This is a genomic window from Amycolatopsis sp. NPDC004368, from assembly GCF_053602515.1.
Genome location: NZ_JBSGDT010000001.1, coordinates 719,884 through 745,012, shown reverse-complemented (window position 1 = coordinate 745,012; position 25,129 = coordinate 719,884). Strand labels below are relative to the sequence as shown.

At 70.3% G+C, this 25,129-nt stretch carries 29 protein-coding genes and 1 tRNA gene; 13 read left to right on the top strand and 17 right to left on the bottom strand.

Annotated features, from left to right (window positions below; genetic code table 11):
- Positions 1-95 precede the first annotated feature (95 nt).
- The gene (locus ACWEOE_RS03465) at positions 96-929 is read right to left on the bottom strand and encodes an SDR family NAD(P)-dependent oxidoreductase (RefSeq protein WP_452003248.1); all 834 of its coding nucleotides are present in this window, start codon (positions 927-929) and stop codon (positions 96-98) included.
- A 68-nt stretch (positions 930-997) separates the two neighbouring features.
- Here ACWEOE_RS03465 and ACWEOE_RS03460 point away from each other — a divergent pair, with 68 nt between their 5' ends.
- A complete protein-coding gene (locus tag ACWEOE_RS03460) occupies positions 998-1,750 on the top strand; it encodes a trypsin-like serine peptidase (RefSeq protein ID WP_452003245.1) in 753 nt (250 codons plus the stop codon).
- Positions 1,751-1,775: 25 nt separating this feature from the next.
- Positions 1,776-2,003 (top strand): RNA-binding S4 domain-containing protein, encoded by a 228-nt coding sequence (locus ACWEOE_RS03455; RefSeq protein ID WP_452003242.1) that lies wholly within the window; start codon positions 1,776-1,778, stop codon positions 2,001-2,003.
- A 522-nt stretch (positions 2,004-2,525) separates the two neighbouring features.
- Here the strand turns inward: ACWEOE_RS03455 and ACWEOE_RS03450 are convergent.
- The gene (locus tag ACWEOE_RS03450) at positions 2,526-3,467 is read right to left on the bottom strand and encodes an Ldh family oxidoreductase (RefSeq protein ID WP_452003239.1); all 942 of its coding nucleotides are present in this window, start codon (positions 3,465-3,467) and stop codon (positions 2,526-2,528) included.
- A 92-nt stretch (positions 3,468-3,559) separates the two neighbouring features.
- Between ACWEOE_RS03450 and ACWEOE_RS03445 the strand changes: the two genes are divergently transcribed.
- Positions 3,560-3,841 carry a DUF2277 domain-containing protein gene (locus tag ACWEOE_RS03445; protein WP_452003237.1) on the top strand — a complete coding sequence of 94 codons (282 nt, stop codon included), beginning with the start codon at positions 3,560-3,562 and terminating at the stop codon, positions 3,839-3,841.
- A 102-nt stretch (positions 3,842-3,943) separates the two neighbouring features.
- On the opposite strand, the gene ACWEOE_RS03440 is transcribed toward ACWEOE_RS03445, so the two are convergent.
- A tRNA-Ser gene (locus tag ACWEOE_RS03440) sits at positions 3,944-4,031 on the bottom strand.
- Positions 3,995-4,525 carry a MarR family winged helix-turn-helix transcriptional regulator gene (locus tag ACWEOE_RS03435; protein ID WP_452003234.1) on the bottom strand — a complete coding sequence of 177 codons (531 nt, stop codon included), beginning with the start codon at positions 4,523-4,525 and terminating at the stop codon, positions 3,995-3,997. The genes ACWEOE_RS03440 and ACWEOE_RS03435 overlap by 37 nt, the downstream gene beginning before the upstream one ends.
- 578 nt (positions 4,526-5,103) lie before the next feature.
- On the opposite strand from ACWEOE_RS03435, the gene ypfJ reads away from it, so the two are divergent.
- On the top strand, positions 5,104-6,036 hold the full coding sequence (ypfJ, locus tag ACWEOE_RS03430; protein ID WP_452003232.1) for a KPN_02809 family neutral zinc metallopeptidase: 933 nt from the start codon (positions 5,104-5,106) through the stop codon (positions 6,034-6,036).
- Between the two features lie 48 nt (positions 6,037-6,084).
- On the opposite strand, the gene ACWEOE_RS03425 is transcribed toward ypfJ, so the two are convergent.
- Positions 6,085-7,581 (bottom strand): M28 family metallopeptidase, encoded by a 1,497-nt coding sequence (locus tag ACWEOE_RS03425; RefSeq protein ID WP_452003231.1) that lies wholly within the window; start codon positions 7,579-7,581, stop codon positions 6,085-6,087.
- Between the two features lie 83 nt (positions 7,582-7,664).
- Between ACWEOE_RS03425 and ACWEOE_RS03420 the strand changes: the two genes are divergently transcribed.
- The gene (locus tag ACWEOE_RS03420) at positions 7,665-8,642 is read left to right on the top strand and encodes an NAD(P)H-quinone oxidoreductase (RefSeq protein WP_452003229.1); all 978 of its coding nucleotides are present in this window, start codon (positions 7,665-7,667) and stop codon (positions 8,640-8,642) included.
- Here ACWEOE_RS03420 and ACWEOE_RS03415 read toward each other — a convergent pair.
- Entirely contained in the window at positions 8,639-9,838 is a 1,200-nt protein-coding gene (locus ACWEOE_RS03415; protein WP_452003227.1) for a cysteine desulfurase-like protein, read from the bottom strand. The genes ACWEOE_RS03420 and ACWEOE_RS03415 overlap by 4 nt on opposite strands.
- A gap of 90 nt (positions 9,839-9,928) precedes the next feature.
- On the opposite strand from ACWEOE_RS03415, the gene ACWEOE_RS03410 reads away from it, so the two are divergent.
- Positions 9,929-10,501 carry a bacterial proteasome activator family protein gene (locus ACWEOE_RS03410; protein ID WP_452003225.1) on the top strand — a complete coding sequence of 191 codons (573 nt, stop codon included), beginning with the start codon at positions 9,929-9,931 and terminating at the stop codon, positions 10,499-10,501.
- Here the strand turns inward: ACWEOE_RS03410 and ACWEOE_RS03405 are convergent.
- From ACWEOE_RS03405 to ACWEOE_RS03395, 3 genes are all read right to left on the bottom strand, one after another.
- Positions 10,476-11,639 carry an epoxide hydrolase family protein gene (locus tag ACWEOE_RS03405; RefSeq protein WP_452003376.1) on the bottom strand — a complete coding sequence of 388 codons (1,164 nt, stop codon included), beginning with the start codon at positions 11,637-11,639 and terminating at the stop codon, positions 10,476-10,478. The two genes, ACWEOE_RS03410 and ACWEOE_RS03405, sit on opposite strands and share 26 nt — an antisense overlap.
- A 310-nt stretch (positions 11,640-11,949) precedes the next feature.
- Positions 11,950-12,921, bottom strand: coding sequence for a spore coat protein (locus ACWEOE_RS03400; RefSeq protein ID WP_452003223.1), 972 nt, complete (start codon positions 12,919-12,921; stop codon positions 11,950-11,952).
- Positions 12,918-13,655 carry a cytidylyltransferase domain-containing protein gene (locus ACWEOE_RS03395; RefSeq protein WP_452003222.1) on the bottom strand — a complete coding sequence of 246 codons (738 nt, stop codon included), beginning with the start codon at positions 13,653-13,655 and terminating at the stop codon, positions 12,918-12,920. Before ACWEOE_RS03395 ends, ACWEOE_RS03400 begins: the two co-directional genes overlap by 4 nt.
- 62 nt (positions 13,656-13,717) lie before the next feature.
- Here ACWEOE_RS03395 and pseB point away from each other — a divergent pair, with 62 nt between their 5' ends.
- Both pseB and ACWEOE_RS03385 read left to right on the top strand, forming a co-directional pair.
- The gene (gene pseB / locus ACWEOE_RS03390; RefSeq protein WP_452003220.1) at positions 13,718-14,701 is read left to right on the top strand and encodes a UDP-N-acetylglucosamine 4,6-dehydratase (inverting); all 984 of its coding nucleotides are present in this window, start codon (positions 13,718-13,720) and stop codon (positions 14,699-14,701) included.
- Positions 14,694-15,830 carry a DegT/DnrJ/EryC1/StrS family aminotransferase gene (locus tag ACWEOE_RS03385; protein ID WP_452003218.1) on the top strand — a complete coding sequence of 379 codons (1,137 nt, stop codon included), beginning with the start codon at positions 14,694-14,696 and terminating at the stop codon, positions 15,828-15,830. Before pseB ends, ACWEOE_RS03385 begins: the two co-directional genes overlap by 8 nt.
- Here the strand turns inward: ACWEOE_RS03385 and ACWEOE_RS03380 are convergent.
- From ACWEOE_RS03380 to ACWEOE_RS03360, 5 genes are read right to left on the bottom strand one after another with little or no spacing between them, the layout of a single operon-like run.
- Positions 15,734-16,225, bottom strand: a complete 492-nt coding sequence (locus ACWEOE_RS03380) for a DUF4345 domain-containing protein (RefSeq protein ID WP_452003215.1) — start codon at positions 16,223-16,225, stop codon at positions 15,734-15,736. The two genes, ACWEOE_RS03385 and ACWEOE_RS03380, sit on opposite strands and share 97 nt — an antisense overlap.
- Positions 16,226-16,235: 10 nt before the next feature.
- Positions 16,236-17,285, bottom strand: a complete 1,050-nt coding sequence (gene pseI, locus ACWEOE_RS03375; RefSeq protein WP_452003212.1) for a pseudaminic acid synthase — start codon at positions 17,283-17,285, stop codon at positions 16,236-16,238.
- 32 nt (positions 17,286-17,317) lie between these two features.
- Positions 17,318-17,779, bottom strand: coding sequence for a GNAT family N-acetyltransferase (locus tag ACWEOE_RS03370; protein ID WP_452003209.1), 462 nt, complete (start codon positions 17,777-17,779; stop codon positions 17,318-17,320).
- A complete protein-coding gene (locus ACWEOE_RS03365; RefSeq protein ID WP_452003207.1) occupies positions 17,776-18,222 on the bottom strand; it encodes a hypothetical protein in 447 nt (148 codons plus the stop codon). Before ACWEOE_RS03365 ends, ACWEOE_RS03370 begins: the two co-directional genes overlap by 4 nt.
- Positions 18,223-18,258: 36 nt before the next feature.
- Positions 18,259-18,888: a hypothetical protein gene (locus ACWEOE_RS03360; protein WP_452003373.1), complete on the bottom strand. Its 630-nt coding sequence runs from the start codon at positions 18,886-18,888 to the stop codon at positions 18,259-18,261.
- A gap of 145 nt (positions 18,889-19,033) precedes the next feature.
- Here ACWEOE_RS03360 and wzm point away from each other — a divergent pair, with 145 nt between their 5' ends.
- The 3 genes from wzm to glfT1 are packed head-to-tail and all read left to right on the top strand — an operon-like array spanning position 19,034 to position 21,726.
- Positions 19,034-19,999: a galactan export ABC transporter permease subunit Wzm/RfbD gene (gene wzm, locus ACWEOE_RS03355; protein WP_452003204.1), complete on the top strand. Its 966-nt coding sequence runs from the start codon at positions 19,034-19,036 to the stop codon at positions 19,997-19,999.
- A 3-nt stretch (positions 20,000-20,002) separates the two neighbouring features.
- A complete protein-coding gene (wzt, locus tag ACWEOE_RS03350) occupies positions 20,003-20,818 on the top strand; it encodes a galactan export ABC transporter ATP-binding subunit Wzt/RfbE (RefSeq protein WP_452003202.1) in 816 nt (271 codons plus the stop codon).
- Positions 20,818-21,726, top strand: coding sequence for a galactofuranosyltransferase GlfT1 (gene glfT1 / locus ACWEOE_RS03345; protein WP_452003199.1), 909 nt, complete (start codon positions 20,818-20,820; stop codon positions 21,724-21,726). Before wzt ends, glfT1 begins: the two co-directional genes overlap by 1 nt.
- Positions 21,727-21,783: 57 nt before the next feature.
- On the opposite strand, the gene ACWEOE_RS03340 is transcribed toward glfT1, so the two are convergent.
- The 3 genes from ACWEOE_RS03340 to ACWEOE_RS03330 are packed head-to-tail and all read right to left on the bottom strand — an operon-like array spanning position 21,784 to position 24,072.
- Positions 21,784-22,881, bottom strand: coding sequence for a hypothetical protein (locus tag ACWEOE_RS03340; protein ID WP_452003197.1), 1,098 nt, complete (start codon positions 22,879-22,881; stop codon positions 21,784-21,786).
- On the bottom strand, positions 22,878-23,306 hold the full coding sequence (locus tag ACWEOE_RS03335) for a hypothetical protein (RefSeq protein WP_452003194.1): 429 nt from the start codon (positions 23,304-23,306) through the stop codon (positions 22,878-22,880). Before ACWEOE_RS03335 ends, ACWEOE_RS03340 begins: the two co-directional genes overlap by 4 nt.
- 31 nt (positions 23,307-23,337) lie before the next feature.
- Positions 23,338-24,072 (bottom strand): ESX secretion-associated protein EspG, encoded by a 735-nt coding sequence (locus tag ACWEOE_RS03330; RefSeq protein WP_452003192.1) that lies wholly within the window; start codon positions 24,070-24,072, stop codon positions 23,338-23,340.
- A 137-nt stretch (positions 24,073-24,209) separates the two neighbouring features.
- On the opposite strand from ACWEOE_RS03330, the gene ACWEOE_RS03325 reads away from it, so the two are divergent.
- Positions 24,210-24,452 (top strand): hypothetical protein, encoded by a 243-nt coding sequence (locus tag ACWEOE_RS03325; protein WP_452003189.1) that lies wholly within the window; start codon positions 24,210-24,212, stop codon positions 24,450-24,452.
- A 152-nt stretch (positions 24,453-24,604) separates the two neighbouring features.
- Positions 24,605-25,123: a YlcI/YnfO family protein gene (locus tag ACWEOE_RS03320; protein ID WP_452003187.1), complete on the top strand. Its 519-nt coding sequence runs from the start codon at positions 24,605-24,607 to the stop codon at positions 25,121-25,123.
- Positions 25,124-25,129 lie beyond the last annotated feature (6 nt).

Below are 25,129 nucleotides of genomic sequence, written 5' to 3'. Positions count from 1 at the left end.
TTCTGGTGTATTTCCGACGGGTTTGTCAGAAAGGCAACTCCATTGGGTGACGGTCACTGCAAGGGCGTCCCGAATTCCCGCACGTCGGGCCTGATTCAGTTCTTCCCCATCCGTTTGAAGCCCAACCGGGTCAAAGTCGCGAGAGGGCGCTGATACGCCGAGCCGAGGACACGCGGGATGGCGTCGATGACGTACGCGTCGGGTCCGATGAGGATCCTGGCCGAACGCCGTTCAACCCCCCGGATGATCGTTTCGGCGGCCTTCTTCGGTGTGGTCAGGGCAATTTTCTCGAAGCCGGCCGCCGCGGCCTCCTGGTCGCCGTCGCTGCCGCCGCGCGCGTGGCGGGCGATGTTGGTCTTGATGCCACCCGGGTGCACGCAGCTCACGGCCACCGGACGACGTGTCGCCAGCATTTCTTCGCGCAACGCCTCGGTGAATCCGCGAACGGCGAACTTCGCCGCGTTGTACGCACTCTGAGTGGGCACGCCGACGAATCCGAACACGCTGGAGATATTCACCAGATGTCCATCACCGGAGTCAATGAGGTACGGGAGGAACGCCTTGGTCCCGTTGACGACACCGCCGAGGTTGATCCCCATCAGCCAGTCGTAGTCCTCGAACGCCATGTCCTCCACGGTGGCGCCGAGCGCGACCCCGGCGTTGTTGACCACCACGTTCACCCGGCCGAAGTGGTCCGCCACCTCGGCCGCGTGGGCGAGCACGGCGGCGCGGTCCGACACGTCGAGCGCGTAACCGCGGACGTCAGCGCCCTGGGACTTGGCCGCCTCGACCGTGCCGTCGAGGCCTTCGAAGTCCACATCGGACAGTGCCAGGCGCGCGCCGCGCAGGCCCAGCCCGAGCGCGAGCGCGCGGCCGATGCCCGAGCCCGCTCCGGTGATGACCGCGACCTTGTCGGTGAACTCCTTCATCGCCGCTCCCCTCGTCCGGTGCTGCAGGCTCTGGATACTAGTGGCGGAAGCGATCTTCGGGAGGACGGATGCGGCGGGCACGGGTGGTGCTCGCGCTGGGCGCGGTAGTGGTGCTCGGCGTGACCGGCGCGGTCGTGGCCGTCGCCGGGCACCGTGCGTCACCAGCGCCGAAGCCTCCGCGGCCCGAGTACGCGGCCGTGGGGGCGCTTTTCCTCAATGGCGCCCACTACTGCACCGCGAGCGTGGTGCACAGCGACCGCGGCGACGAGCTGCTCACCGCCGGCCACTGCCTCCACGACGGTGCCGGCGGCACGTACTTCACCGGTGTCACCTTCGCGCCCGGCTTCCACGACGGCGTCGCGCCGTTCGGCTTCTGGGCCGTCGGCGACGAGCTCGTGGCGCCGGGCTGGGCCGAGCATTCCGACCCCGACCTCGACGTCGGCTTCGCCACGGCGCACCAGCTCGGCACGAACGGCCCGCTCGAGACCGTGACCGGGGCGAACCGGCTCGGCACGAACGGACCGTTCGCGCGGCCCGTGACCGTGACCGGCGACCCGGACGGCTCCGACCTGCCCGCCGTCTGCACCACGACCACCGCGAAGCAGGACACCTACCAGCTGCGCGTGGCCTGCGCCGGCTTCGCCACGGGCACCAGCGGCGGCCCCTTCGTGACCGACGCCGACCAGCGCACGAAGCTCGGCACCGTCGTCGGCGTGGTCGGCGGCTTCGAAACCGGCGGCGACACCGACGACGTGTCCTACTCGAGCTACTTCGACGGCGACGTCACCGCCCTCTACCGGCAAGCCACCTCGCGCCGGTGACCGCCGATGGCGGATGATGCGCCGTATGACCGAGCCCGTGCGCGACGTACCCATCACCGGCGAACCGATCCGGCTCGGCCAGTTCCTGAAACTGGCCGGCCTCGCCGAGGACGGCGCCCACGCGAAGGACCTCATCGAAAACGAGGAGGTCACGGTCAACGACGAAACCGAAACCCGCCGCGGCCGCCAGCTTTCGGATGGGGATGTGGTGTCGGTCGGTGGTGACCGCGGCCGGGTGGTGCTGGAGCGCTGACCCACCCTGGTCAACGGCGGCGCGGGCGAATGCTCGCCACGGGTGACGCGCCCATTTCCACCCGTGCCGCCGGCTCAACGACGAGCGACACCCCGTTCTGGCCGGCGTTGCAGCGACGAAGGCATCCGACGCCGACGAGCCGGCCGCAGCGGGACAGTGGGCAGAACCTCACCCGTCGGCCCACTGCTGCGGACAACCCAGCAACTCGGCGACGAGTGACGCTCGCCCACCGACCGCAGGCACCCTGCGGTGGTGAACCGCCCAACGTGCCTCTCCGCGGGCAACCTGCCCACTCCCACCAAGGCCGCTGAACGCAGCGGCGCATGACGCTCGCGCTGACCGCATCCGGCCACTCGAACGAGCCGGAGCAGAGCCGGAAGAACACCATCGGACAACCTGCCCACCCGCCACTGCACCTGACTCGGCGGCCGGTGACGCTCGCGAACTCCTTCCGGTACGGCCTGAACGTTTCAGCGCAACAGCAGCACTCGGTCGTGACCGCGGCCGGGTGGTGCTGGAGCGCTAACCCACGCTGGTCAACGGCGGCAACCCCAGCGTCAGCGCCAGCGAGTCCAGCTCACGACGCACCGGTGCGCTGAGCGGCACGCCCAGTGCGCGGCACTGTTCGAGGTACTGGGACTCCCGCCAACCCGGGTAGCGGATCGGCGTGCCGCCCTCCCAGCCGAGCATGCTGCCGAACAGCGCGCTGGCCGCGCGGTAGAAGCCGTCGGCGCTGCGGAGCGTGGTGGGGGCGATGGCGAGCACCAGCAGGCCCGTGTCGTTCTCGTGGTCGGCGACGCCGGAGAGCACGCCCGCCAGCACGTCGACGAGGAGGGCGAAGCCCGCGAACTGCGGGGTGCGCGAAGCGTCGCCCAAGTCGACGTCGAGCACGAACTCCGGGTACGCCCCGGCGGGGGCGGCCATGCCGAGCGGGTGGCCCGGGCCGGTCGCACCGGCGGCCATCACCAGGCCGATCATGCCGTGGGGTAGCGCGCGGGCGGCGTGGTGGCCCACGCGGCCGAACGGTCCGACGCCCCGCATCGAGATCAGGCCGACGCCGAAGCGGCCGGCCCGTGTGACGGCGCGGTCCATCGCGTCGCCCACGGCCCAGAGACCCGTGGCGCGCCGGTAGTCGATCAGCGCGGCCGCACCGCGGTCGGCGATCATCAGCGGTTCGGCGCGCGCGGCGACCTCGCCGTTTTCCAAGGCGGGCAGGTGAATGCGCGACAGCTCCACGACGCCGGTGTCGGGTGAACCGGTGAGATCGCCGTGGCACAAGGCTTCCGCGGCCATGCGCGCGCGATCGTCCGGAACATCATGTGCCACAAGGATCAGGGAAACCAGCGTGACCAGTTCATCGGCGGGCACACGCTGCCAGACCTGTTCGGGAATCGGTGTGTCGTCAGGGACTTCTTGAGCGGCGGCGGGGCGGGCGGGGCGCAGCGAACGTGGTCTGAGGGGCACTTCATCGAGACTGCCCAAGGGCGTCTGGCGGCGTCAACGAGGATGGCCCGACAGTGTGATGAGGGCTCCCGATGGGACGTACTCTGTCACGCATGTGCCGAAACATCACGACGCTGCGCGGCCTCCAACCGGCCGCGACAACCGAAGAGATCGAAGCGGCCGCCCGCCAGTACGTCCGCAAGGTGACCGGCGTGCAGTCACTTTCCGACGCCACGCGCGACTCGTTCGAGACTGCCGTCGCGGAGATCGCCGCGATCACCGCGCGCCTGCTCGACGAGCTCCCCGACCGCCGCCAGCCACCCGCGACGGTGCCGCCGCTGCGACGGCCGGAGGTCCGGGCGCGGATGGCGTTGAAGGAACTGAAAAAGCCCTGACGCGGGCTGGAAACGCCTCGGGCGTTCGCGGCGGGACCTGCGGAACTCCGGCCGCTCGATCAGGCGGCGCACCGGGAAAGCCGCGGCCTCCCCGGTGCTCGATGGCGGAAGCGGAGGGATTTGAACCCCCGGTAGGTTTCCCTACGGACGCTTTCAAGGCGTCTGCATTCGGCCGCTCTGCCACGCTTCCCTGTCGGTCAGCGTATCGCGCCGGTTGTCCAGGTCGTCCAGGTGTTCGAGGACCCGGCCGAACACGGCTCCGACCACGGATTGTTCGTCGGCCGTGAGCAGGTCGATGAGGTGCTCGCGGGCGCCGCGCACGTGGGTGGGGGCGGCGGTGTCGAGCAGGGCCTGGCCGGCGCCGGTGAGCTCGGTGATCACGCCGCGCTTGTCGTCCGGGTCGGGGCAGCGGCGCACGAGGCCGCCTGTTTCGAGCTTGCTGATCTGGTGCGAGAGCCGGCTCTTGGTGGACCCCAGCTGGTTGGCGAGCTCCGACATCCGCACGCGCTTGTCCGGGTGGATGTTGAGGCAGACGAGCACCTCGTAGTCGGCGAGTGACACCCCGTGGGCCTCGGTGAGCTCGCGGTGCAGCCGCTGCCGCAGCCGGAGCGAGGCGACGATGTACATCTGCCACGCGTGCTGCTCGACGCCGGTCAGCCAGCGCACGGCCTGCTCGTCGGTCATCCGGAAAGAGTAGAAGGCCCCCGCCTGAGCTGCGCGTCCCGGCACCGGGTCGAGACCGAACGGTGCGGCGCAGGTGAAAAACTCGCGAAACTTCCCCCGATGGTGGGTTACGAAAAGGTTGAGACTCGGGCTGAAGAAGCGCATCCTACTTGTCAGCGGATGGGCTGATCGGGTATCGGGCGGGCCACCGGGGCAGCGCCGGAACCGACCTCCCTCCGGGAAGGCCAGGTGGTTGCATGACAGGTGATCCCCGCGGTTGACCGCCCGCTGTGTCCCCGCGGCCGGCACGGCCTGAATACGGGTCGGTCGCGACTGTGAACAGCACGAGTGGGCATCTACGGTGCGCTCGGCATTTCTCTCGCGCATCCGGCGTCGATCTGGCGTTGTTCTCTCATCGCGGCCTCGGCACCGCGACGGCTCCGCCGGACGCCGGCCCGGCCGGTGGCCAACCGCCGTCAACAGAAGAACCTCGGTAGTTCCTGGGTGCGGTCCGCAGCGCATGGGCCGCACCCAGGCTTGTGCCCGGGTCCACCGGCCGCAGCCAGGCTCGCGTCCGGCTCGCCCGTTACGCTGCCGCTGTGCGATTCGACGACGATGCGGGGCTGGACACCTCCGAGGTCCAGGACTTCCGCGGCAGCGGCGGTGGCGGCGGGGGCATCGGCGGCCGCGTGGCGATCGGCGGTGGCGGGCTCGGCGTGGTCGGCCTGATCATCTACTTCCTGGTCTCGCAGCTCGGCGGCACGAGCCTCGGCACCAACAGCGCGTCGAGCGGGCTCGGCCTCGACAACGTGGGTTCGGGCCAGCAGCTGGAGAACACCACACTCGCGCAGAAGTGCAAGACCGGCGCGGACGCGAACCGCGACCACGACTGCGCGATCGTCGCGGTCATCAACTCGGTGCAGGACTACTGGTCGCAGGAGTTCGCGCGCTCGGGGCAGACCTACCGGAAGGCGCCCACGCGCTTCTTCACCGGTGGTGTGCGCACGGGCTGCGGCAGCGCCACCTCCGACACCGGCCCGTTCTACTGCCCGGCCGACTCCGACGTGTACATCGACCTCTCGTTCTTCGACGAGCTCAAGACCCGCTTCGGCGCGCAGGGCGGGCTGTTCACCGAGGCATACGTGCTGGCCCACGAATACGGCCACCACGTGCAGAACCTCACCGGCACGTCCAAGCGCGGCACGGGCACCGGCCCCACCTCGGGCTCGGTGCGGCTGGAGCTGCAGGCCGACTGCTACGCCGGCGTCTGGGCCAACCACGCCTCGACGACCCCGACCGAATCCGGCAAACCGCTCGTGCAGGACATCACACAGCAGGACATCGCCAGCGCGCTCGACACGGCGTCGCGCATCGGCGACGACTACATCCAGACCAGGCTCGGCAGCGGGCAAGCCGACCCGTCGAGCTTCACGCACGGCACGTCGGCGCAGCGCGAGAAGTGGTTCACCACGGGCTTCACCACCGGTCAACCGGCACGCTGCAACACGTTCAGCACCAACGACCTCGGCTGAGCCGCGAGTCCGTGAAGGGCTCCCCGCGAGGAGCCCTTCACGGTTTCGCTACGCAGCCGCGGTGTCGCCCGAAGCGGCGAGCCGGTGTGCCGCGTGCTTCTTCGCGGCCTTCCCCGGCTTGCCCGGCGCGACGCCGTTCACCGACTCCGTGCTGATCGCGTAGACACCCAGCGCCCACGCCAGCCCGTCGGCGTTGCGGTCGAGGGCGACGCGGTCGACGTTGCCCAGGTTGTCGCAGGCCTGGTGGTAACACGGGTCGAACGCGATGCCCGGCGTGCCGCCCCATTTCGCGGCCTGGGCCGGGGTCTTGAGCACCTCGGCACCGGTGTCCAGACCACCCGCGGGGATGCCGACGGCGATGAACTCGCCGTAGTCCGAGCGGCCCGTGAAGTCCGTGCCCTCGACGGCGACGCCGCGGCCGCTCAGGTAGTCGACGAACGTCTTCTCGATCTGCGCCGAGCCGTACGGCCCGGGGCCGGCGCCGACGTGGTCGGAATCGTCGCCGTCGTAGGCGAAGTAGCCGGCGTTGGGCGAGCCGATCATGTCGAAGTTGAGGTACAGCGCGAGGTCGAGCTGCTGCTCGAAGCTCAGCGAATCGACGTAGTACGTGGACCCGACCAGGCCGAACTCCTCAGCGCTCCAGAAGCCGAAGCGCACGGCGTTGTTCACCTTCGGCTTCGAGCCCAGCTGCAACGCGGTTTCGAGCAACGCGGCCGAGCCGGTGCCGTTGTCGTTGATACCGGGGCCCGCGGGAACGCTGTCGAGGTGCGAGCCGAGCATCACGACGTTGTCCTTGCGCCCGGTTTTCGTCTCGGCGATCACGTTGTAGCTGGTCCGCGCCTCCTGGAAGGTGCGCAGCTCGAGCTGCACGGTGGCGCCGTCCTTGCCGGCGAGCGCCTGACCGTCGTCCTGCGAGAGGCCACCGGTCGGAATGCGCGCGTCGGCCGGGGTGCCGAGTGTCCCGTTGAGCGGACCGGGTTCGTTGTTGGAGATGAGCGCGCCGATCGCCCCCGCGTCGGCCGCGGCCTGCTGCTTCTGCGCGAACGGGCACGCGCCGCGCGGCACGAGCACGATCTTGCCGGTCACGCCGGTGTAGTCGCTCGCTTCGCAGCCCGGGGTGGCGTCGGCGGGGACCACGGCGAGCTGGGCGGTGATGCCGCCGACCGGCGTCGACGGGGTGTACTCCATCGCGATCACGGGCACGGCCGCGTCGTCGACGGTGAGCGTCTCGGCGAGGGTTTCGTTGTAGGTGAAGGGAAATTCCTGCCGCGTGACGCTGAAGCCCGAGGCTTCGAGCTTGCCGGCGATGTACTCGGCCGACTTCTTGTGCCCGTCGGTGCTCGCGGCGCGGGTGCCGCCGTTGGCGTCGGCGATGCGCTGCAGGGCGATCAGGTGGCGGTTGACGCCGTCGAGGGTCACCTTCTTCGTCAGCTGCTTGGCGAGGTCGTCGTTCTTCGCGGCCACGGCCGGGGTGGTGCCCAGCGCCAAGGTCGCGCAGGCCGCCAGGATCACCGGCGGGATGAGTCTTTTCCTGGTGAATGACATGGTTGCTCACTTTTGTGCGCGATGTCCGGAACGTCAATGCGGCATTCGGCGGAGACGGTGACCCGGGGGATACAGTCGACCGCATGTACGCGATCACGATCCGCGAACCCGGCGGTCCCGAAGTTCTCGAGTGGACCGAAGTCCCCGACCCCAGCCCCGGCCCCGGTGAAGTGCTGCTCGACGTGGCCGCCAGCGCCGTGAACCGAGCCGACCTGCTGCAACGTCAAGGCAATTACCCGCCGCCGCCCGGGTCGAGCGAGACCATCGGCCTCGAGTGCTCCGGCACGATCGCCGAGCTCGGCGAGGGCGTCGAGGGCTGGCAGGTCGGCGACGAGGTGTGCGCGCTGCTGGCGGGCGGCGGCTACGCCGAGCGCGTGGTCGTGCCCGCCGGCCAGCTCCTGCCCGTGCCCGGTGAGGTCGAGCTGCTCGCGGCGGCCGGGCTGCCGGAGGTCGCGTGCACGGTGTGGGCCAACGTCGTGATGCACGCGAAGCTCGGCGAAGGCCAGACGCTGCTCGTGCACGGCGGCGCGGGCGGCATCGGCACCCACGCGATCCAGGTCGGCAAGGCGCTGGGCGCGACGGTCGCCGTCACCGCCGGTTCGCCCGAGCGGCTGGAGCGCTGCCGCCAGCTCGGCGCCGACATCACGATCAACTACAAGGAGCAGGACTTCGTCGAGGTCCTGCACGACGAGGCCGAGGGCGCCGACGTCATCCTCGACAACATGGGCGCGAAGTACCTGCAGCGCAACGTCAACGCCCTGCGCGCCGACGGCCGGCTCGTGATCATCGGCATGCAGGGCGGGGTCAAGGGCGAGGTGAACATCGGCAACCTGCTGGCCAAGCGCGCGAGCATCTTCGCGGCGGGCCTGCGGTTCCGCCCGCTGGACCAGAAGGCCGAGATCGTCGCGTCGGTGCGCGAAGGGCTGTGGCCGCTCGTCGAGGACGGTTCCGTGAAGCCGATCATCGGCCAGGTCGTGCCGATGGCCGAGGCCGCCTCGGCGCACCGGATGCTCGAAGACGGTGAGGTGTTCGGGAAGATCCTGCTGACCGCGAAGTCCTAACGCAGCTCTTCCAGGACCCGCACCAGCTGGTTGATCTCGAAGACGTTGGAGTAGTGCGCGAGCCCGATGCGCACTGCTCCGCCCACCTCGCCCACGCCGAGCGACGCGAACACGCCGGCCGATCCGTCGTCGGCGAAGGCGCACAGGCCCTGCGAAGCCAGGTACTCCGCGACTTCCGGCGCTTTCTTGCCCTGCACAGCGAAGGCGAGCGCGGGGATGCGGCGCATCGCGTCGCCGATCACCATCACGTGGCGCAGCGAGCGCAGCTCCGTGGACAGCTGGGCGAGCAGACCCGCGTGGTACGACTTGGCCGAGCCGAGCGAAGTGACGAGCCGTTCGCGGCGCGACCCGGCGGCGGCGTCGTCGAGGCCGGCGAGGTAGTCGATCGAGGCGACGAGGCCCGCGAGCAGTGGGTACGCGTGGGGCCCGAGCTCGAGCCGTGCGGCGCCGCGGGCGGCCGGGTCGAGCGAGGCGGACGGGATGCGTTCGAGCATCTCCGGGTCGCGGAACACGAGCGCGCCCACCGAAGGGCCGCCCCACGCCTGCGCGGACACCACCATCACGTCGGCACCCAGCTCGGCGAGGTCGAGCGGCACGAACGGCGCCGCGTACGTCGCGTCGACCACCACCAGCGCACCGACGCGCTTGGCGAACTCGATCACCGTCGGCACGTCGGGGCGCGTGCCGACCGAGCCGGACGCGAGCGTGACCGTGACGGCTTTCGTGCGGGCGGACACGAGGTTCTCGTACTGCCACGCCGGCAGCTCACACGTCTCGATGTCGATCTCACCCCAGCGCACGACCGCGCCCACCCGCTTCGCGGCGCGCTGCCACGGCGCGAGGTTCGCCTCTTCGTCGAGCCGGGACACCACGACCTCGTCGCCGATCGTCCAGCGCTCCGCCAGCGCGTCGACGAGGCGCCGCAACATCACCGGCGCACTCGGTCCGAGCACGACGGCAGCCGGGTCCGCCCCGACCAGATCTGCCACGGCTCGCCTGGCCGCGGTGACAATGCTCTCCGCACGCTGTGAGGCCGGAAACGCTCCCCCCGGCCCGGACACCGGGGCACGCATGGCCGTCGAAACGGCCGAAGCGACCTGTTCCGGGACCAGCATTCCGGCGGCGCCGTCGAAGTGAATCCAGCCGTCACCCAGCGCGGGGAACAACCCACGGATACGAGCGACGTCGAACGCCATGGTGACACCGTACGGACGTGCGGTTTAGCGGTTACCGCGGGGTTGGCTCATACGACTACGCTCGGACGCGACGCTGGCGTTTCTGATGGGATGGAGCATATGAGCGAGCCGAACTTCCGGCAGACTTCCGACGCCGAGTCGACCCCCCACGTGGTGGTCGTCGGCCCCGACGGGGTCCCGGTCGGCTCCGCTGCGCCGTCGCCCGCGGCCGAAGGCGAGGAGGCCGTCGGGGAGCTGGTCGAAGAACCGGCCAAGGTCATGCGCATCGGGACCATGATCAAGCAGCTCCTGGAGGAGGTCCGCGCGGCCCCGCTGGACGACGCCAGCCGCAACCGCGTGCGCGAGATCCACCAGAACTCGGTGCGCGAGCTGCAGGAAGCCCTCGCGCCCGAGCTGCGTGAAGAGCTCGAGCGCCTGGTCCACCCGTTCACCGACGACTCGACGCCGTCGGACGCCGAGCTGCGGATCGCGCAGGCCCAGCTGGTGGGCTGGCTGGAGGGGTTGTTCCACGGCATCCAGACGGCGTTGTTCGCCCAGCAGATGGCCGCGCGGGTCCAGCTGGAACAGATGCGGCGCGGACTGCCGGCGGGGCCCTCGGGGATGCCGGGGCCCGGTGGTGACGGCCGCGGGCCGGGGATCAGCGGGACGGGCCAGTACCTGTGAGGTCGTGAGGCAGGCTCCCGAAGAACTCCCGGATGTCGCCGATCAGCGCGTCCGGTTCTTCGAGCGCCGGGAAGTGGCCGCCGCGGGCGAATTCGCTCCAGTGCACGACGGAGTTCGCCCGCGCGGCCAGTGATCTCAGCGGCAACCCGATGTCGTCGGGAAACACGGCGACCCCGGTCGGCACTGTGGACGGCGGCAGGGGTGCACCCCAGGGGCCTTCCAACGCCGCGTAGATCCGGGCGGACGAGTTGGCCGTGCCGGTGAACCAGTAGATCGACACGTCGGTGAGCAGATCGTCGCGATCGATCTTCGACCCGTTCGAAAACGACCGGAACTTCTCCGCGATCCACGCCAGCTGGCCCACGGGAGAGTCGGTCAACCCGTACGCAAGCGTTTGCGGCTTCGTGGCCTGGATGATCGCGTAGCCGGTCCCGTCCTGCTGGAAGATCTGCGACTTCTTCAGCGACCGCTCCGCTTTGGCCCGCTCGGCCCCTGTGAGGCCTTCCAGATCGGCTTCGGTCCGGGCGACGGCGGTGGGGAGCATCGTGACGTGCACACCCAGTACCCGGTCGGGGAACTGGACGCCGAGCTCGCGAGAGATCAGGGCACCCCAGTCGCCGCCGTGGGTACCGAACCGCTCGTAGCCCAGCCTGGTCATCAGCTCGGCCCACGCCTTCGCGCCCCGCACCGGCCCCCACGCCCGATCCCGCGTCGGCCCGGAAAACCCGAACCCGGGAATCGACGGGACGACCACGTGGAACGCCTCGGCCGGGTCCCCGCCGTACGCGCGGGGGTCGATGAGGGGGCCGATGACGTCCAGGAACTCCGCCACCGAGCCCGGCCAGCCGTGGGTGAGCAGGAGCGGGGTGGCGTCGGCTTCGGGCGAGCGGACGTGGAGGAAGTGGATGTTCTCGCCGTCGATGGTGGTGGTGAACTGGGGGAACGCGTTGAGCCGCGCTTCGGCGGCCCGCCAGTCGTAGCGGAGCCGCCAGTGCTCCGCCAGGTCCTTCACCTCGTCCACGGGAATCCCCAGGTCCCAGCCGACGTCCGCGGGCTGGTCGGGCCAGCGGGTGCGGGCGAGCCTCTGGTGCAGGTCGTCGAGGTCGGCTTGGGGGATGTGGATGTGGAAGGGCTTCATGGGGAAAACGCTAGGGACGATCGAGGACGGTTCCGGCCCTCCTTCACCTGCCCGCTCAACGGAGAACCCGGGCAGGAGCACATCGGCCCGCCCGAGCGGCAGGTCGGTGATGTGCCCGCCGGCCCATTCGGTCCACAGCGCGCCGAAGCCGCGCGGGAACTCCCACCACTCGCCGCTGTCGAAGACAAGGACGGTCCACGCGTCGGGCGGGCCGGTGGCGAGCCGGAAGGAGTCGGCGCCGTCGTCGTAGCCCCAGAGCAGCAGGCCACCGGGTTCGGGGAACAGCGGGTAAGGCACCTTGTCGGCAGACTTAGCTCGAAGCGATGACGTCCAACACCCGATCCGCACCGCGTCCATCCACAGTGGACGCGGCAGCGATGGACAAAGTGGACCGCAAACCGCTGTCCGACAACAACTCCCGCAGTGCCGAGGTGACGGCGGGCAGGCGGTCCGCCAGGGAAGCGGCGTCGCCGAGGCCCAGGGTGAGGCCGAGGGACACGGCGGCGCGGTAGCCGGGCCCCTGGTTGTCCACCAGTTGCACCGCCGCGGTCGGGATGCCGAGGCAGCAGAGTTCCAGGAAGGTGACGCCGGTGGCGCTCACGGCGACGTCGGTGGTGGCCAGGAGATCCAGCAGACCCGGGTGCGGAGCGGCGACCCGGATCGACTGGTCCGCCGAGAGAGCGGGCAGCGCGGGCTCGCCGCGGACCAGCGCATCGGCGGAGAACGGCAGGCCGGTGGCGGCGAGGGCGCGCAGCAGTGAGCCGACCGTGTCCGACCACTCCGCGCCGCCGCCCAGAACGACGGTGACGTGGGGCGTCGAGGAGGCGGTAGCGGCGCGACGAGTGCGCGCGGCCAGGACGCCCGACCGCAGCGGTGTGTACGCGATGCCCCTCAGCAGGACGTCCGAACCGTCGGCGGGGCGAGGCGAAGGCGTGAAAGCCGCATCGACCACGATGTCGGCGGGGCGGCGGCCGAAGGTGTCGTCCTCGATGGACACGAGCAGGGCGCCGGCGGCGTTGATCTCGGGGCGCACGTCGCCCAGCTCGTAGTGGTCCACGAGGACCGCATCGAAGCCGGCGGCCAGCGTCGGCCAGTCGGTGACCGGCAGGCGGGGCACGGAAAGCGCGTCGAAGCGTGAAGCCAGCCATTCCGCGTTGTCGGTGGAGCCCGCGAAGGACACGTCCCAGCCGCGGGCGACGGCGCGCTCGGCGTACGCGACAACCCGCGAGATGTGGCCCGCGCCGATCGTCGGGGAGGCGTCGGCGCGCAGCAACAGCTTCACTGGCCGAGCTCCTTCTGCTCGACGTGCGCGTTGAGGGCCACCAGATCCGGCCGTGACCGCAGCAGCTCGACGACCGAACGCCAGGACCCGGGCCGGTCACCCAGCGAACCGACGACCGCCGAGATCAGGTCCCAGTCCTCCGGCGTGTCGAGGGTGACCCGCAGGTCGTCGGCCGCCGGGCTCACCACGACGCCCGTGCACGAGTAGCGCTCCGGCTGCCGGTAGATCGCCGACGTCACGTGCTCGCGATCCGGGCCCGACGCCACCGACACCTGCTCGACCAGCACGTCCGCGCGAACCAGCTCCGCGTCGAAGCCCCGCGGCAAGGTGCGCACGAGCGTGGTGCTCACGTAGTCCAGCGACGGCTCCGCGCGCCACACCGCCGCCAGCCGGCCGATCAGCGCGGGGTCGAGCAGCGGGCAGTCGGCGGTGAGCCGGATCACGGCGTCGGCCGGGTGGAGGGAAAGGGCGACGCCGAAGCGCGCCACGACGTCGTCCAGGGGCCCTCGCGCGACCAGGGCCCCGCAGCGCGAGGCCTCCTCGGCGACGGCGTCGTCGTCGGCCGCGTCCGAGGTGGCGACCACGACCTGGTCCACTCCGGGTGCGGCGGCTGCCGCGCGCACCACCCAGCCGAGCACGCTGCGCCCGGCCAGCGGCCGCAGCACCTTGCCCGGCAGCCGCGTGGACGAGGACCGGGCCTGGATCACGGCGTTGACGCCGAGGCCTTCACGCATGGGTGACATGATGGCCTGCGGCAACGCGCCAGGACCCAGTACCCCAACCGCGGAGGTCATCGATGTCCGAGCTGGATGGCTCCAGCATCCTGCTCACCGGCGGGACAGGCTCGTTCGGCAAGGCGTTCATCACCTACGCCCTCGCCGAGCTGAACCCCAGCCGGCTGGTCGTGCTCTCCCGCGACGAGCTCAAGCAGTACGAAGCGCGCCAGCTGTTCGACGACGACCCGCGGCTGCGCTGGTTCATCGGCGACGTCCGCGACCGCCGCCGGCTCGAGCGCGCCATGCACGGCGTCGACTACGTCGTGCACGCCGCGGCGCTCAAGCAGGTGGACACGGGTGAGTACAACCCGTTCGAGTTCGTCCAGACCAACGTGATGGGCTCGCAGAACGTGATCGAGGCCGCGATCGACACGGGCGTGAAGAAGGTCGTCGCGTTGTCCACGGACAAGGCCTCGAGCCCGATCAACCTCTACGGCGCCACGAAACTGTGCGCCGACCGGATGTTCATCAGCGGCAACCACTACGCGGCCGCGCACGTCACGCGGTTTTCCGTGGTGCGCTACGGCAACGTGATGGGCTCGCGCGGCAGCGTGATCCCGTTCTTCCGCAAGCTCGCCGAGCAGGGCGAGTCGCTGCCGATCACGCACAAGGACATGACCCGGTTCTGGATCACGCTGCCGCAGGCGGTGCGGTTCGTGGTCGACTCGTTCGAGCAGATGCACGGCGGCGAGCTCTACGTACCGCGGATCCCGAGCATGCGGCTCGTCGACCTCGCGCAGGCCATCGCGCCCGGCTCGGCGATGCACGAGGTCGGCGTGCGCCCGGGTGAGAAGCTGCACGAGGAGATGATCGCCCCCGACGACGCGCGCCGGACCGTGCAGCTGCCGGATCGGTACGTCGTGCAGCCGCACCTGGCGGGCTGGGGTTACGAACCGCCGGCCGACGGCAAGCCGATGCCCGAGGGGTTCGCGTACCGCTCGGACACCAACGACTTGTGGCTCGAAGCGGACGAGCTGCGCAAGCTGGTCGAGCAGTATGCCTGACTTCCTCCCGTACGGTCGCCAATCCGTCACCGACGAGGACATCGCCGCCGTCACCGAGGTCCTGCGCGGGGACTGGCTCACGACCGGTCCCGCCGTCGCCCGCTTCGAGGCCGATCTGGCACTGCACACCGGTGGTGTCCCGGCCGTCGCGGTGACTTCCGGAACGGCCGCGCTGCACGTCGCCTACGCCGCCGCGGCGGTCGGACCGGGCGACGAGGTCGTCGCTTCGCCGATGACATTCGTGGCCACCGCGGCCACCGCCGCGCTGCACGGCGCGAAGGTGGTGTTCGCCGACGTCGAGCCGGACACCGGAAACCTCTCCGTCGACGCTGCGGCGGCTCTTGTTTCTTCGCGGACGAAGGTCGTGGCGGCCGTCGACTACGCCGGGCATCCCGCCGAACTCGACGCCCTGGCCGAGGTCGCCCACCACGCCGGCGCCCTCCTGCTGGAAGACGCGGCCCACTCCGTCGGCGGTGCTTGGCAGGGCCGCCCGGTCGGCTCACTCGCCGACCTGACGACGTTCTCCTTCTTCCCGACGAAGAACCTCACGACCGCCGAGGGCGGCGCCGTCGTCACGCCTTCGCCGGAGCTCCTCGGCCGCGCCCAGGCCTTCCGCAACCACGGCCTCGTGCGCGACAAGGCAAAGCAGCGATACCCCGACGAAGGCGCCTGGCACCAGGAAGTCCACGAGTTCGGACTCAACTACCGCCTGCCCGACGTCCTGTGCGCCCTCGGCAGCAGCCAGCTCACGCGGCTGGCGGAGTTCAAGAAGCGCCGCGCCGAGATTCACGCGCGTTACAACGCTTCGCTGGCTGATCTCGACGGCGTGCTCACGCCTCCGTCGCGCTCCGGCGCGGACCCCGTGTGGCACCTCTACCCACTCCGCGTCCTCGACGGCCGCCGCCGCGCACTGTTCGACCACCTGCGCGGGCTGGGCATCGGCGTGCAGGTCAACTACATCCCCGCCTACTGGCACCCGGTGTTCGAGGACCTCGGCTACCGCCGTGGCCTGTGCCCGAACGCGGAGGCGTACTACGAGCAGGAGCTGTCGCTGCCGCTTTTCCCGTCGCTGACGGATGCCGATGTGGACCGGGTTGTGGATGGGGTGCGGAGCTTCTTCGGGGTCTGAACGCCATCCCGCACCACCACGGCGTGCCACACCAGCACCACGGGTAGCACGAGCAGCTCCAGCACGGTCGCGGCGCGGAACACCGGATGAGGCGCACCCGTGCGGCGTGCGGAGGTCAGGCGGGGAACCCCGCCCGCGGCGGCGGTGCCGAGGACGAGGCGCGTCGTCGCAGCGCGCTTCTCCGGGCGACGGAGCGACCACCAGAGCACCAGGCCGGCGGCGGTCCAGAACGTGTTCACGAACCGGTACTCGCTGTCGACGCTCGGGCTGGTCAGGGCGCCGCCCGGGGCGCGGGCCGGGCCGCCGAGGATGGCGGTCAGGCCGCTGGCCACGGGGATCGCGCCGAGCGCACCGAGGACCGCCAGCAACGCCTTGCGGGACTTCGCAGCTGCCATACGGCCGAGGCTAGATCAGGTCCCACGTCAAGGCGGTGCCTTTCGCCGCGTCAACCCGGAACGTACGGCCCAGCACGGTCGTGATCTCCGCCGGTGCCAAGCCGCCGGCGGGGCGGATGGAGCGGACGTTCGACGCGGTCACCTCGTCGCCCGCGCGGACGTCCTCCACGACGTAGAGCGAGCGGCGCAGGCGCAATCCTTCTTTCTCGCTCTCACGCGGGCCGATGATCGCGCGGCCGAGGGCCTCCCACGCCCGGTGGCTCTCCACGACCAGCGCCGCCAGCTCCGAAGGCTCCAGCGAGAACTCCGAGTCCACGCCGCCGTCCGCGCGGGCGAGGGTGACGTGCTTTTCGATGGCGACCGCGCCGAGAGCCACGGCGGCCAGCGGAGCACCGATGCCCGGTGTGTGGTCCGAGAGCCCCACCAGCGTGCCGGTCACGCCGGCGAGCACGGGCAGGCCGCGCAGGTTGCTCTCGGCCGGCGAGGCCGGGTAGCTGGCCGTGCAGCCGAGCACGACGAGCTGGTCGTTGCCGGCGTCGCGGGCGGTGCGCACGGCCGCGTCGATTTCCGCGACGCTCGCCATGCCGGTGGAGATGATGAGCGGTTTGCCGGTGCGGGCGCACAGGTCGACGAGCGGCAGGTCCACGATCTCCGACGACGCGATCTTGTACGCGGGTGCGTCGAGCGACTCCAGCAGCTCCACGGCCGTCGGGTCGAACGGGCTGGAGAACACCTCCAGACCACGCGAGCGGGCGCGCTCGAAGATCGGCGCGTGCCACTCCCACGGGGTGTGGGCCTTTTCGTACAGCTTGTAGAGGTTTTCCCCGCCCCACAACGAATGTCCGTCGCCGATGCGGAACGCCGGACGGTCGGCGTCGATCGTGATCGTGTCGGGGCGGTAGGTCTGCAGCTTCACCGCCTGCGCGCCGGCGTCGGCGATCGCGTCGACGATGGCGAGCGCGCGGTCGAGGTCGCCGTTGTGGTTGCCGGACATCTCGGCGATCACGAACGGCGGGTGGTCCGGGCCGAGCGTGTGGGCGCCGATGCGGACTTCGGACATGGGTGGCGTCCTCCCGGTGGTGCGCGTGCGGGTCACCTACGAGTCTTGCGCAGCCACCGGAAGCCGTCCTCGGCGGGCGCCGACTCGACGTATCCCGAGCGCTCGAACAGCGCCGCCGAAGCCGCGTTGTCCTCGTGCACCGCGGCCAGGAGCACGCGCACGTCGTGACGCTCGGAAAGCGCTTGCTCACCCTCGGCGAGTACTGCGCGCGACAGCCCCCGGCCACGGCTCGAAGGCGCCAGCGTGATGCTCACTTCCCACTCCCCCGGCGCTTCCCGGTCGAAGCGGACTGTGCCGACGGGACCGGCGTCGTCGGAAATCACCAGCAGCAGCCGGTCCGGCGAGGCGAGCACGCCCCGCAGCCACCGCAGGTGGTCGGCGAGCGCGATGACGTCGCTCGACCGCGACGCCTGCCGCGTGCGCGGGTCGTTGCGCCAAGCGAGCAGCAGCTCGGCGTCGGCCTCCACAGCCTCACGAGCAGCCAGCGCGCTCACTGGCCCGACGGTGCCAGCCGGTTGTCCTCGAGACGGCGCAGCCGGTCCTCGTAGCGCGCGATCCCGGCGAGGCGGACGCGGATCTGCGCGTGCTGGCGCTGGATCTCCTCGATCAGCGACCGCGCTTCGGCGACCTCGGCGGTGTCGGCGCGCGGCACCATCACCATCGACTCCCGCAGCGTCTCGAGCTGAGCTTCCTGCGCGGCGATGTGCGGAATGATGCGGTCGAGCTCGGCGCGGGTCCACAGCAGGTCGCCGCGTGCGTGCTCCAGGCTCGACTCGGCCGCGTCGAGCCGGCGCCGGTGGTCAGCGGTCGCGTGTTCCAGGTCGTTCACGCGGTGGTTCAGGTCACGGAAGGCGTCGCGCGTGCGCTCTTCGATCCGGAAGTCGACGAGCCGGGCGATCCGGTTGATCAGACCGGAACGGACTTTCTGAATTGCCATGGGAGAAGTTTCCTTCGGAATTCGTGAAAACTGGGTTCAGCGCAGCAGAACGGTGCCGCCGTCGCGGGTCCACGAGTCCAGCAGCCTGCCCTCGGCGGCGATCTGGTGCTCGGGACCCACGATGCAGGAGTCGCCGGCGGCGTGCTCCCACGAGGTCTGGTTCGGGTTGTCGATGAAGGAGAACCCGGTCAGGACCAGCTGCGCGTCGGGGAACGACGTGCGCGCGATCCACGCCGCGAGCGTGCCGGTGGTCGACCAGGTCGATTCGGTGCGCGTCGGCAGGCCGAGCGCGTCGGACAGCGGCAGCACGACGTCGCGGTTGGACACCGGCACGAACCCGAGGTCGGCGGGCCACCAGCCCGGCAGTGCCTCCGGCTCCCAGTGCAGACGACCAGGCTCCACCAGCAGGTAGAGCCTGCTGCGGTAGTCGCGGAAAACGTGGCGAGTGGCCCGCACGGCGCGGTTGAACACCACGGCGTGGACCTTGCGCCCGGTCACCTCGGGGCCTTCCGGCTCGTCGACGACGAACCCGTTGACGCGGATCACGAGATCGCAGTCGTCCACGGCCTTGGCCCGAACCGGGTCCGGGCCCAGCGGCTGGTTGCCGACGACCGCCACCGACTTGGGGTCGGGACGATCGGCGTACGCCGACAACAGGTCGACCATCAGGCTCGCCGCACCGAGAGCAGCAGTCATGGGGCAAGAAACTACCAGGACACACCGCGTGTTCGGTGCGGAGTCGACGAGGTTCTCCGCGCTGCTGGGCCGGGGCGTCCCGAGGACGAGAGGTCCGATCGGTACCCTCGTCCACGTGCATGCCACCAGCACGGTTCACGTAGCCGAACCCGAGGTCTCAACGCCGATGCCCCCTGTGTCGGACCGGAAGACGTTCGCCAGGGCGATCGCCGACATCAGGGAGGGTCTCGCGGCGCGCGAGCTGTGGACCCACCTCGGCTGGCAGGACATCAAGCAGCGGTATCGCCGGTCCGTGATCGGGCCGTTCTGGATCACGATCAGCCAGGGTGTGATCGCGCTCGGGCTGGGCCTGCTGTACTCGCAGCTGTTCAACACGCCGATCCAGGTGTTCCTGCCCTACCTGTCGACGGGTTTCATCATCTGGGGCTTCATCCAGGGGTGCCTGAGTGAAGGCATGGAGACGTTCATCGCGAACGAGGGGATGATCAAGCAGCTCCCCGCACCGCTGAGTGTCTACGTGCTGCGGACGGTGTGGCGGCAGACGCTGATGCTGGCGCACAACATGGTCGTGTACGTCGTGCTGCTGATCATCTTCTTCGGCGCGCTGGACCAGCCGTACTCACTGGGTACCGAGCCGGGTCACCCCGAGGGAGCGTGCGCGCCGGACCTGTACTGCCACCCCGGCCTGAGCTGGAGCATTCTCCTCGCCATCCCGGGCTTCATCTTGCTGGCGCTCAGCGCCGGATGGGCCGCGCTGCTACTGGGCATCATCTCCACCCGCTTCCGCGACATCCCGCAGGTCATCAATTCCCTGATCCAGCTGCTGTTCTACGGCACGCCGATCGTGTGGCCGGTCGACCAGCTGCTCGCCGGCGGCTCGCGTGACAGCGTTTCCTGGGCGCTGCCGTTCATCAAGGCCAACCCGCTGTACCACTACATGCAGGTGGTGCGCGCACCGCTGATCGGGCAGGCAGTGGGATGGACCAGCTGGGTCGTGGTGGGTGCCATCACGATCATCGGCTGGGGGCTCGCGCTCGTGGTCATGCGCAACTACCGCTCTCGCGTCTCGTATTGGGTGTGACACATGGTCAGCATTGACGTCCACAACGCGTTCGTCGACTTCCCGATCTTCGACGCCAAGACACGGTCGATGAAGAAGCGCGTGCTCGGCAAGGTCGGTGGCAAGATCGGCACGGACCAGAAGGTGCCGATCATCGAGGCGCTGCACGACGTGACGCTGCAGCTGCGCGAAGGTGACCGCGTGGGCCTGGTCGGCCACAACGGCGCCGGCAAGTCCACGCTGCTGCGCCTGCTCGCCGGGATCTACGAGCCAACCCGCGGCTCGGCCCGGATCTCCGGCAAGATCGCTCCGGTCTTCGACCTCGGCATCGGCATGGACCCGGAGATATCCGGCGAGGAAAACATCATCATCCGCGGCCTCTTCCTCGGTATGACCGCCAAGGAAATGGAGAAGCGGGTCGACGACATCGCGGAGTTCACCGAACTCGGCGACTACCTGCAGATGCCGCTGCGCACGTACTCCACGGGTATGCGCGTGCGCCTGGCGCTGGGTGTCGTCACCTCGATCGACCCCGAGATCCTGATCCTCGACGAGGGCATCGGCGCGGTCGACGCCGCGTTCCTCAACAAAGCGCGCGACCGCCTCAAGGATCTGGTGAAGCGCTCCGGCATCCTGGTGTTCGCGAGCCACTCCGACGAGTTCCTCTTCGAGCTCTGCGACTCCGCGATCTGGATGGACGAGGGCCACCTCAAGCAGCAGGGTTCGCTGCGCGAGGTCCTCACGGGGTACAAGGGCCGCGACCCGTTCGAGAACATGAGCCAGGAAGGCCTGGAGCGGCTCGGCATCGAGCCCGTGGGCACGAAGAACGGCGGCGAATGATGACCAGCGAGACCCAGCAGCTGCCCGAGGGCGCCGTCGTCGGCGTGGTGGTGACGCGCCACCGTCGTGAGCTGCTCGCGGACTCGCTGAAGATCATCGCCGCCCAGACGCGGCCGGTCGACCACCTCGTGGTGGTGGACAACGGTCCGGACTCCTCGGCGCGGGACGTCGTCGAGGCGTACCCGTTGCCCTGCACGTACCTGCCCTCGCACCGGAACCTCGGTGGCGCGGGCGGGTTCGCGCTCGGCATGCTCCACGCGCTGTCGCTCGGCGCCGAGTGGGTCTGGCTCGCCGACGACGACGGCCGCCCCGCCGACGAGCACGTGCTGCAGATCCTCCTGGAGGAAGCCGAAAAGCGCGGCCTCGCGGAGATCTCGCCGGTGGTGGCGAACATCAACGCGCCGGCCAAGCTCGCGTTCCCGCTGCGGCGCGGGCTCACGTGGAAGCGCTCGTCGGCCGAGCTGGGCACGGACTTCCTGCCGGGCATCGCGTCGCTCATGAACGGTGCGTTGTTCCGGGCGTCCACTTTGGACGTCACGGGTGTGCCGGACCTGCGCCTGTTCTTCCGCGGCGACGAGGTGGAGCTGCACCGCCGGCTCGTGCGCTCGCGCCTGCCGTTCGGCACGTCGCTGCGCACGACCTACCTGCACCCCGACGGCTCGGACGAGTTCAAACCCATGCTGGGCGGGAAGTTCCACGCGCAGGACCCGGAGAACGAGGTCAAGCGCTACTACACCTACCGCAACCGCGGGTACCTGCTCTCGCAGCCGGGCATGCGCAAGATCGGGGCCCTGGAAGTGATCCGCTTCGGCCTGTACTTCGTGGGCGTCAAGCGCGACCCGAAGGCGTTCCTGCAGTGGCTGAAGCTGGTGCGCCAGGGGCGGGCGGAGAAGTTCTACCGCTACTGAGACCTCACGAAGAACGGGCCCTCCCGCAAGAGGGCCCGTTTTTCGTCTCGAGACCTGCTACTCCCCGATCACCGGCGGGGCGGCACGCAGGTCGGCGCCGTACTCGCTGTCTTCGTCCACGTGGGCGAAGAAGCGCGAGCCGTCGGCTTCGTCCTCTTCGTACCGCGCGGCGCCGCCGCCCATTCCCATGCCCATGCCGGCCCGCGCGGGTGCACCGCTCAGGCCTGGCGCGGCTCCGCCAGGCGCGGCGCCTTCACCGGGGCCGAAGCTGCCGCCGCGACTGAACTTCGACTGGTACTCCTCGTCGGCTCCGAAACCGCCGCCGCCACCCATGCCACCCATGGGCATCCCGCCCATCGGCATGGCACCGCCCGCGGCACCCGCGCCGGCACCCTGCTGCTGGGCCGCCGCGGGCGCGACACCCGCCGCGGTGGTGGCCGAGTTCGGCGCGGGCGGCGGCAGGTGGCCCGAACCGGTGATCTGGCTCGGCGCGGACGAAATCTGGCCGCCGGAGTCGGAGCCGCCGCCGCTCTGGTGTTCGGTGGACCCGGAGCCGGTGGGCAGCGTGGCCGAAGCGGTGGTCACGCTGCCCGTGCCGAACGTCGGCGGGTCCGCGAACACCGGCTGCTGCGAGGCGGCGTCGTGCAGGGAACGGTCGTAGTCCGTCATCACCTGCGCGGCCTGCTCGTGGGCCGACTGGCTGGCCTGCTGCTTCTTCAGCGACTGGTCGACGGTGTCACCGAGGTCGAACGGGCCGGCCGCGGTCCAGTGGGCCATCTCGTCGGTCCAGTCGAACGGGATCGGCTCGGTCATCGCGTTGCGCGCCTGCTGCGCGGCCGCACCCTGGTCGTCGACGGTCTGCGCGGCGAGCTTCGCGTTCTGCGCCGTGGCGTCGGCCCACGAGCCGAGCGTGGCGAAGTAGGCCTGCGCGCTCTCGGCCGCGCTGCCTTCCCACGAGCCCTTGGACTTGTTCACGGCCTCGGTCAGCTGTGTCGCGAAGTCGGCGAAAGCCTTGTTGACGTCGGCGTACGCGGCGGAGACGCCGGAAACCTGGTTCACGTCGAGGTTCGTGGTCACGAACTGCTGCAGCTGCTCGTGGGTGTGGCCGAGGTAGTCGGCGTCGGACGGCTCGAGGCCCGGCCGCGGCGCGGTCATGCGAGGTCCCCCGTCTTGTGGGCGGCGTGCGCGTCGACGGCGCTGTCCTCGCCGGAGCGGTAGACGCCGCCGGCGTGGGCCAGCGCCTCGTCGGCCCGCGTCAGCACCTCGCGGAACTGCCCCAGGACCGACCGGACCGACCCGGTGTCCTGCGAGGCGGTCTTGAGGTCGTGGGCTGCCACGGCGTGGCCGTACGGATGGCTCCCGAGCTGCGGGGCCTGGTCTAGCGCGGCCGTGGAACCGGTGAGCCGGTCCACGCGCGTGACCATGTCGGACAGCGCCTGGCGCAGGTCCTCGAGCGCTTCACCGGAGATGGTGAAGCTGCCCGACTTCGCGGCGTTCACGAGTTTCGTCGTCTCGGCCGCGGCGGCAGCGACGGCCTTCGGGTCCAGGCCGGCGACCTGTCCCGGCTCCACCAAGGTCATGACCGAAGTGTACTGACGCGGACGGCCACGGTCAGGCGTTTGCGGAATACGCCTCTACCTGCGCGAAGAGCTGCTGCGCGAGCCGGTTGTTGTCGGCCGGCGCGTACGTGAGCCAGTGCTGGCCGTCGCCGGCGACGCGGGTGCTGAGCAGGTAGCGGCCCAGTTCCGTGTCGAACCAGACGAGCGGCGGCAACGACCCCACTGTGAACTGCCCGACGCGCAGCCGCGGCTTCTCGAAGATCCGCTCGACGGACCGCAGCTGCGGGTTGCGCGGGGCGCTCGACGCGGCGAAGGGGTCGTAGCCGTCGCGGCGCGGCTGCTTCACCGGCCGCGCGATCGTGACGGACTGGCCGGGGGCGGGGGCGCCGGGTGGCAGCAGGTCGACCAGCGGGGCCACGATGCCGGTCGGGCGGATCTGCTCGAACACGAACATCCCGGCGTCCTGCTTCACGAGCACGGCCTGGTCACCGGTGGACGCGACGCGCGCGAACAGTTGTTCCCGGCTGTCCAGCTGCGCGGTCGCGGTGATCACGAGGCGGCCGCGGACGAACGTCGTGAGCGCCAGCTCCAGATCGTCGTCGAGGTAACCGCGGTGCACGAGACCCCGGTTGCCGAGGTCGCGGAACACGGCTTCGCGCACGCCGGCGCGCTCCTGGCCGGTGATGCCGATGTGCGGCACCGCGAACGGGGCCGGCGCACGGCCGAGACTCTGCTGCTCAAGCAACAGGTCCACCGCCGCGGGTGACAACGTGAACGAGTAGGGCATCGTCCGTCCTGGGTCGGGTTTCCGCGACAGATCAACGCTAGCCGACGCCCCGCGCGCGCCGCACCCGGACCGGTGAAGTGCTCCGCTGTGCACGAACCCGCTTGCCGCCGCCGTTGCGCCGCTGGTGGCATGGGGTCATGGCTGATCCGAAACCCGCACTCGTGCTGCACCTGTCCTCCGGCGGCGAACCGCTGATCTTCCCGCTGACGGCCGACGATTCCGCCGGCGTGGAGGAGAAGATCCCCGACCTGCTCAAGCACGGCGGGGTCCACTCCGTGCGCACGCGCGACGGCAACACCGTGTCAGTGAACTTCGTCCACGTGGCCGCCGCGTACGTCGACGATCTGAGCCGAAAGGGCAAGTTCGGGCTGTCGGTCTAGCGTTTCGCGCTGGGGGATGCTCCACCACCAGGTCAGGGTCACCCGGCCCTGACCTGCATCTTTTCCGTCCCGTGCCAACCTGCGCCACCGTTGGCACCGATCTGAGCCAAGCTGGCATTGCTTTGGTGCCACTCGTGTGCCATAGTTATGCCATGGACTTGACCACGTACGTCAGCAACCTCGGGCGAGAGTTCGCCACCCTGGCCGAAGCCGGCGGTGAGGAGTCGCGTGAGCTGGTCGAGCGGCTGACCGGGTCGCTCGAGTCGGCGATCCGGATGACGCTGCTCGACGCGCTGTCGGCCGCCACCGACGAGATCACCCGTGACCTCGCGCCGGGTTCCGTCGAGCTGCGCCTGCGTGGCCGTGATCCGAACTTCGTCGTGACCACGCCGCCGGCCGAGCCGATCGAGGTCGCGAGCGAAGACACCGCCGCCGCGGCGCCCGAGAGCGAGCTGCTCATCGCCGAGGACGGCCCCGCCGCCCGCATCAACGTCCGCCTGCCCGAACAGCTCAAGGCCGCCGTCGAAGAGGCCGCGGCCAAGGAAGGGCGCTCGGTCAACGCCTGGCTGGTCCGGGCGGCCGCCACGGCCCTTCAGCGCACGGACCAGCGCGTCGAACCACGCAGCAGCGGCAAGCGGGCGAAGCAGAGCTTCACCGGCTGGGTCCGCTAGCCCCGT

Bases quoted from the DNA above. Each gene is read 5' to 3' on its own strand.
- ACWEOE_RS03460 (WP_452003245.1), top strand. From the start codon at position 998: ATGCGGCGGGCACGGGTGGTGCTCGCGCTGGGCGCGGTAGTGGTGCTC.
- ACWEOE_RS03435 (WP_452003234.1), bottom strand. From the start codon at position 4,525: ATGACCGACGAGCAGGCCGTGCGCTGGCTGACCGGCGTCGAGCAGCAC.
- ACWEOE_RS03335 (WP_452003194.1), bottom strand. From the start codon at position 23,306: ATGACCTTGGTGGAGCCGGGACAGGTCGCCGGCCTGGACCCGAAGGCC.
- pseB (WP_452003220.1), top strand. From the start codon at position 13,718: ATGTCCGAGCTGGATGGCTCCAGCATCCTGCTCACCGGCGGGACAGGC.
- ACWEOE_RS03455 (WP_452003242.1), top strand. From the start codon at position 1,776: ATGACCGAGCCCGTGCGCGACGTACCCATCACCGGCGAACCGATCCGG.
- ACWEOE_RS03425 (WP_452003231.1), bottom strand. From the start codon at position 7,581: ATGTCATTCACCAGGAAAAGACTCATCCCGCCGGTGATCCTGGCGGCC.
- wzt (WP_452003202.1), top strand. From the start codon at position 20,003: ATGGTCAGCATTGACGTCCACAACGCGTTCGTCGACTTCCCGATCTTC.
- ACWEOE_RS03325 (WP_452003189.1), top strand. From the start codon at position 24,210: ATGGCTGATCCGAAACCCGCACTCGTGCTGCACCTGTCCTCCGGCGGC.
- ACWEOE_RS03395 (WP_452003222.1), bottom strand. From the start codon at position 13,655: ATGCGTGAAGGCCTCGGCGTCAACGCCGTGATCCAGGCCCGGTCCTCG.
- pseI (WP_452003212.1), bottom strand. From the start codon at position 17,285: ATGTCCGAAGTCCGCATCGGCGCCCACACGCTCGGCCCGGACCACCCG.
- glfT1 (WP_452003199.1), top strand. From the start codon at position 20,818: ATGACCAGCGAGACCCAGCAGCTGCCCGAGGGCGCCGTCGTCGGCGTG.
- ACWEOE_RS03410 (WP_452003225.1), top strand. From the start codon at position 9,929: ATGGAGCATATGAGCGAGCCGAACTTCCGGCAGACTTCCGACGCCGAG.
- ACWEOE_RS03320 (WP_452003187.1), top strand. From the start codon at position 24,605: ATGGACTTGACCACGTACGTCAGCAACCTCGGGCGAGAGTTCGCCACC.
- ACWEOE_RS03445 (WP_452003237.1), top strand. From the start codon at position 3,560: ATGTGCCGAAACATCACGACGCTGCGCGGCCTCCAACCGGCCGCGACA.
- ACWEOE_RS03330 (WP_452003192.1), bottom strand. From the start codon at position 24,072: ATGCCCTACTCGTTCACGTTGTCACCCGCGGCGGTGGACCTGTTGCTT.
- ACWEOE_RS03405 (WP_452003376.1), bottom strand. From the start codon at position 11,639: ATGAAGCCCTTCCACATCCACATCCCCCAAGCCGACCTCGACGACCTG.
- ACWEOE_RS03380 (WP_452003215.1), bottom strand. From the start codon at position 16,225: ATGGCAGCTGCGAAGTCCCGCAAGGCGTTGCTGGCGGTCCTCGGTGCG.
- ACWEOE_RS03365 (WP_452003207.1), bottom strand. From the start codon at position 18,222: ATGGCAATTCAGAAAGTCCGTTCCGGTCTGATCAACCGGATCGCCCGG.
- ACWEOE_RS03465 (WP_452003248.1), bottom strand. From the start codon at position 929: ATGAAGGAGTTCACCGACAAGGTCGCGGTCATCACCGGAGCGGGCTCG.
- ACWEOE_RS03385 (WP_452003218.1), top strand. From the start codon at position 14,694: ATGCCTGACTTCCTCCCGTACGGTCGCCAATCCGTCACCGACGAGGAC.
- ACWEOE_RS03420 (WP_452003229.1), top strand. From the start codon at position 7,665: ATGTACGCGATCACGATCCGCGAACCCGGCGGTCCCGAAGTTCTCGAG.
- ACWEOE_RS03415 (WP_452003227.1), bottom strand. From the start codon at position 9,838: ATGGCGTTCGACGTCGCTCGTATCCGTGGGTTGTTCCCCGCGCTGGGT.
- ACWEOE_RS03340 (WP_452003197.1), bottom strand. From the start codon at position 22,881: ATGACCGCGCCGCGGCCGGGCCTCGAGCCGTCCGACGCCGACTACCTC.
- ACWEOE_RS03360 (WP_452003373.1), bottom strand. From the start codon at position 18,888: ATGGTCGACCTGTTGTCGGCGTACGCCGATCGTCCCGACCCCAAGTCG.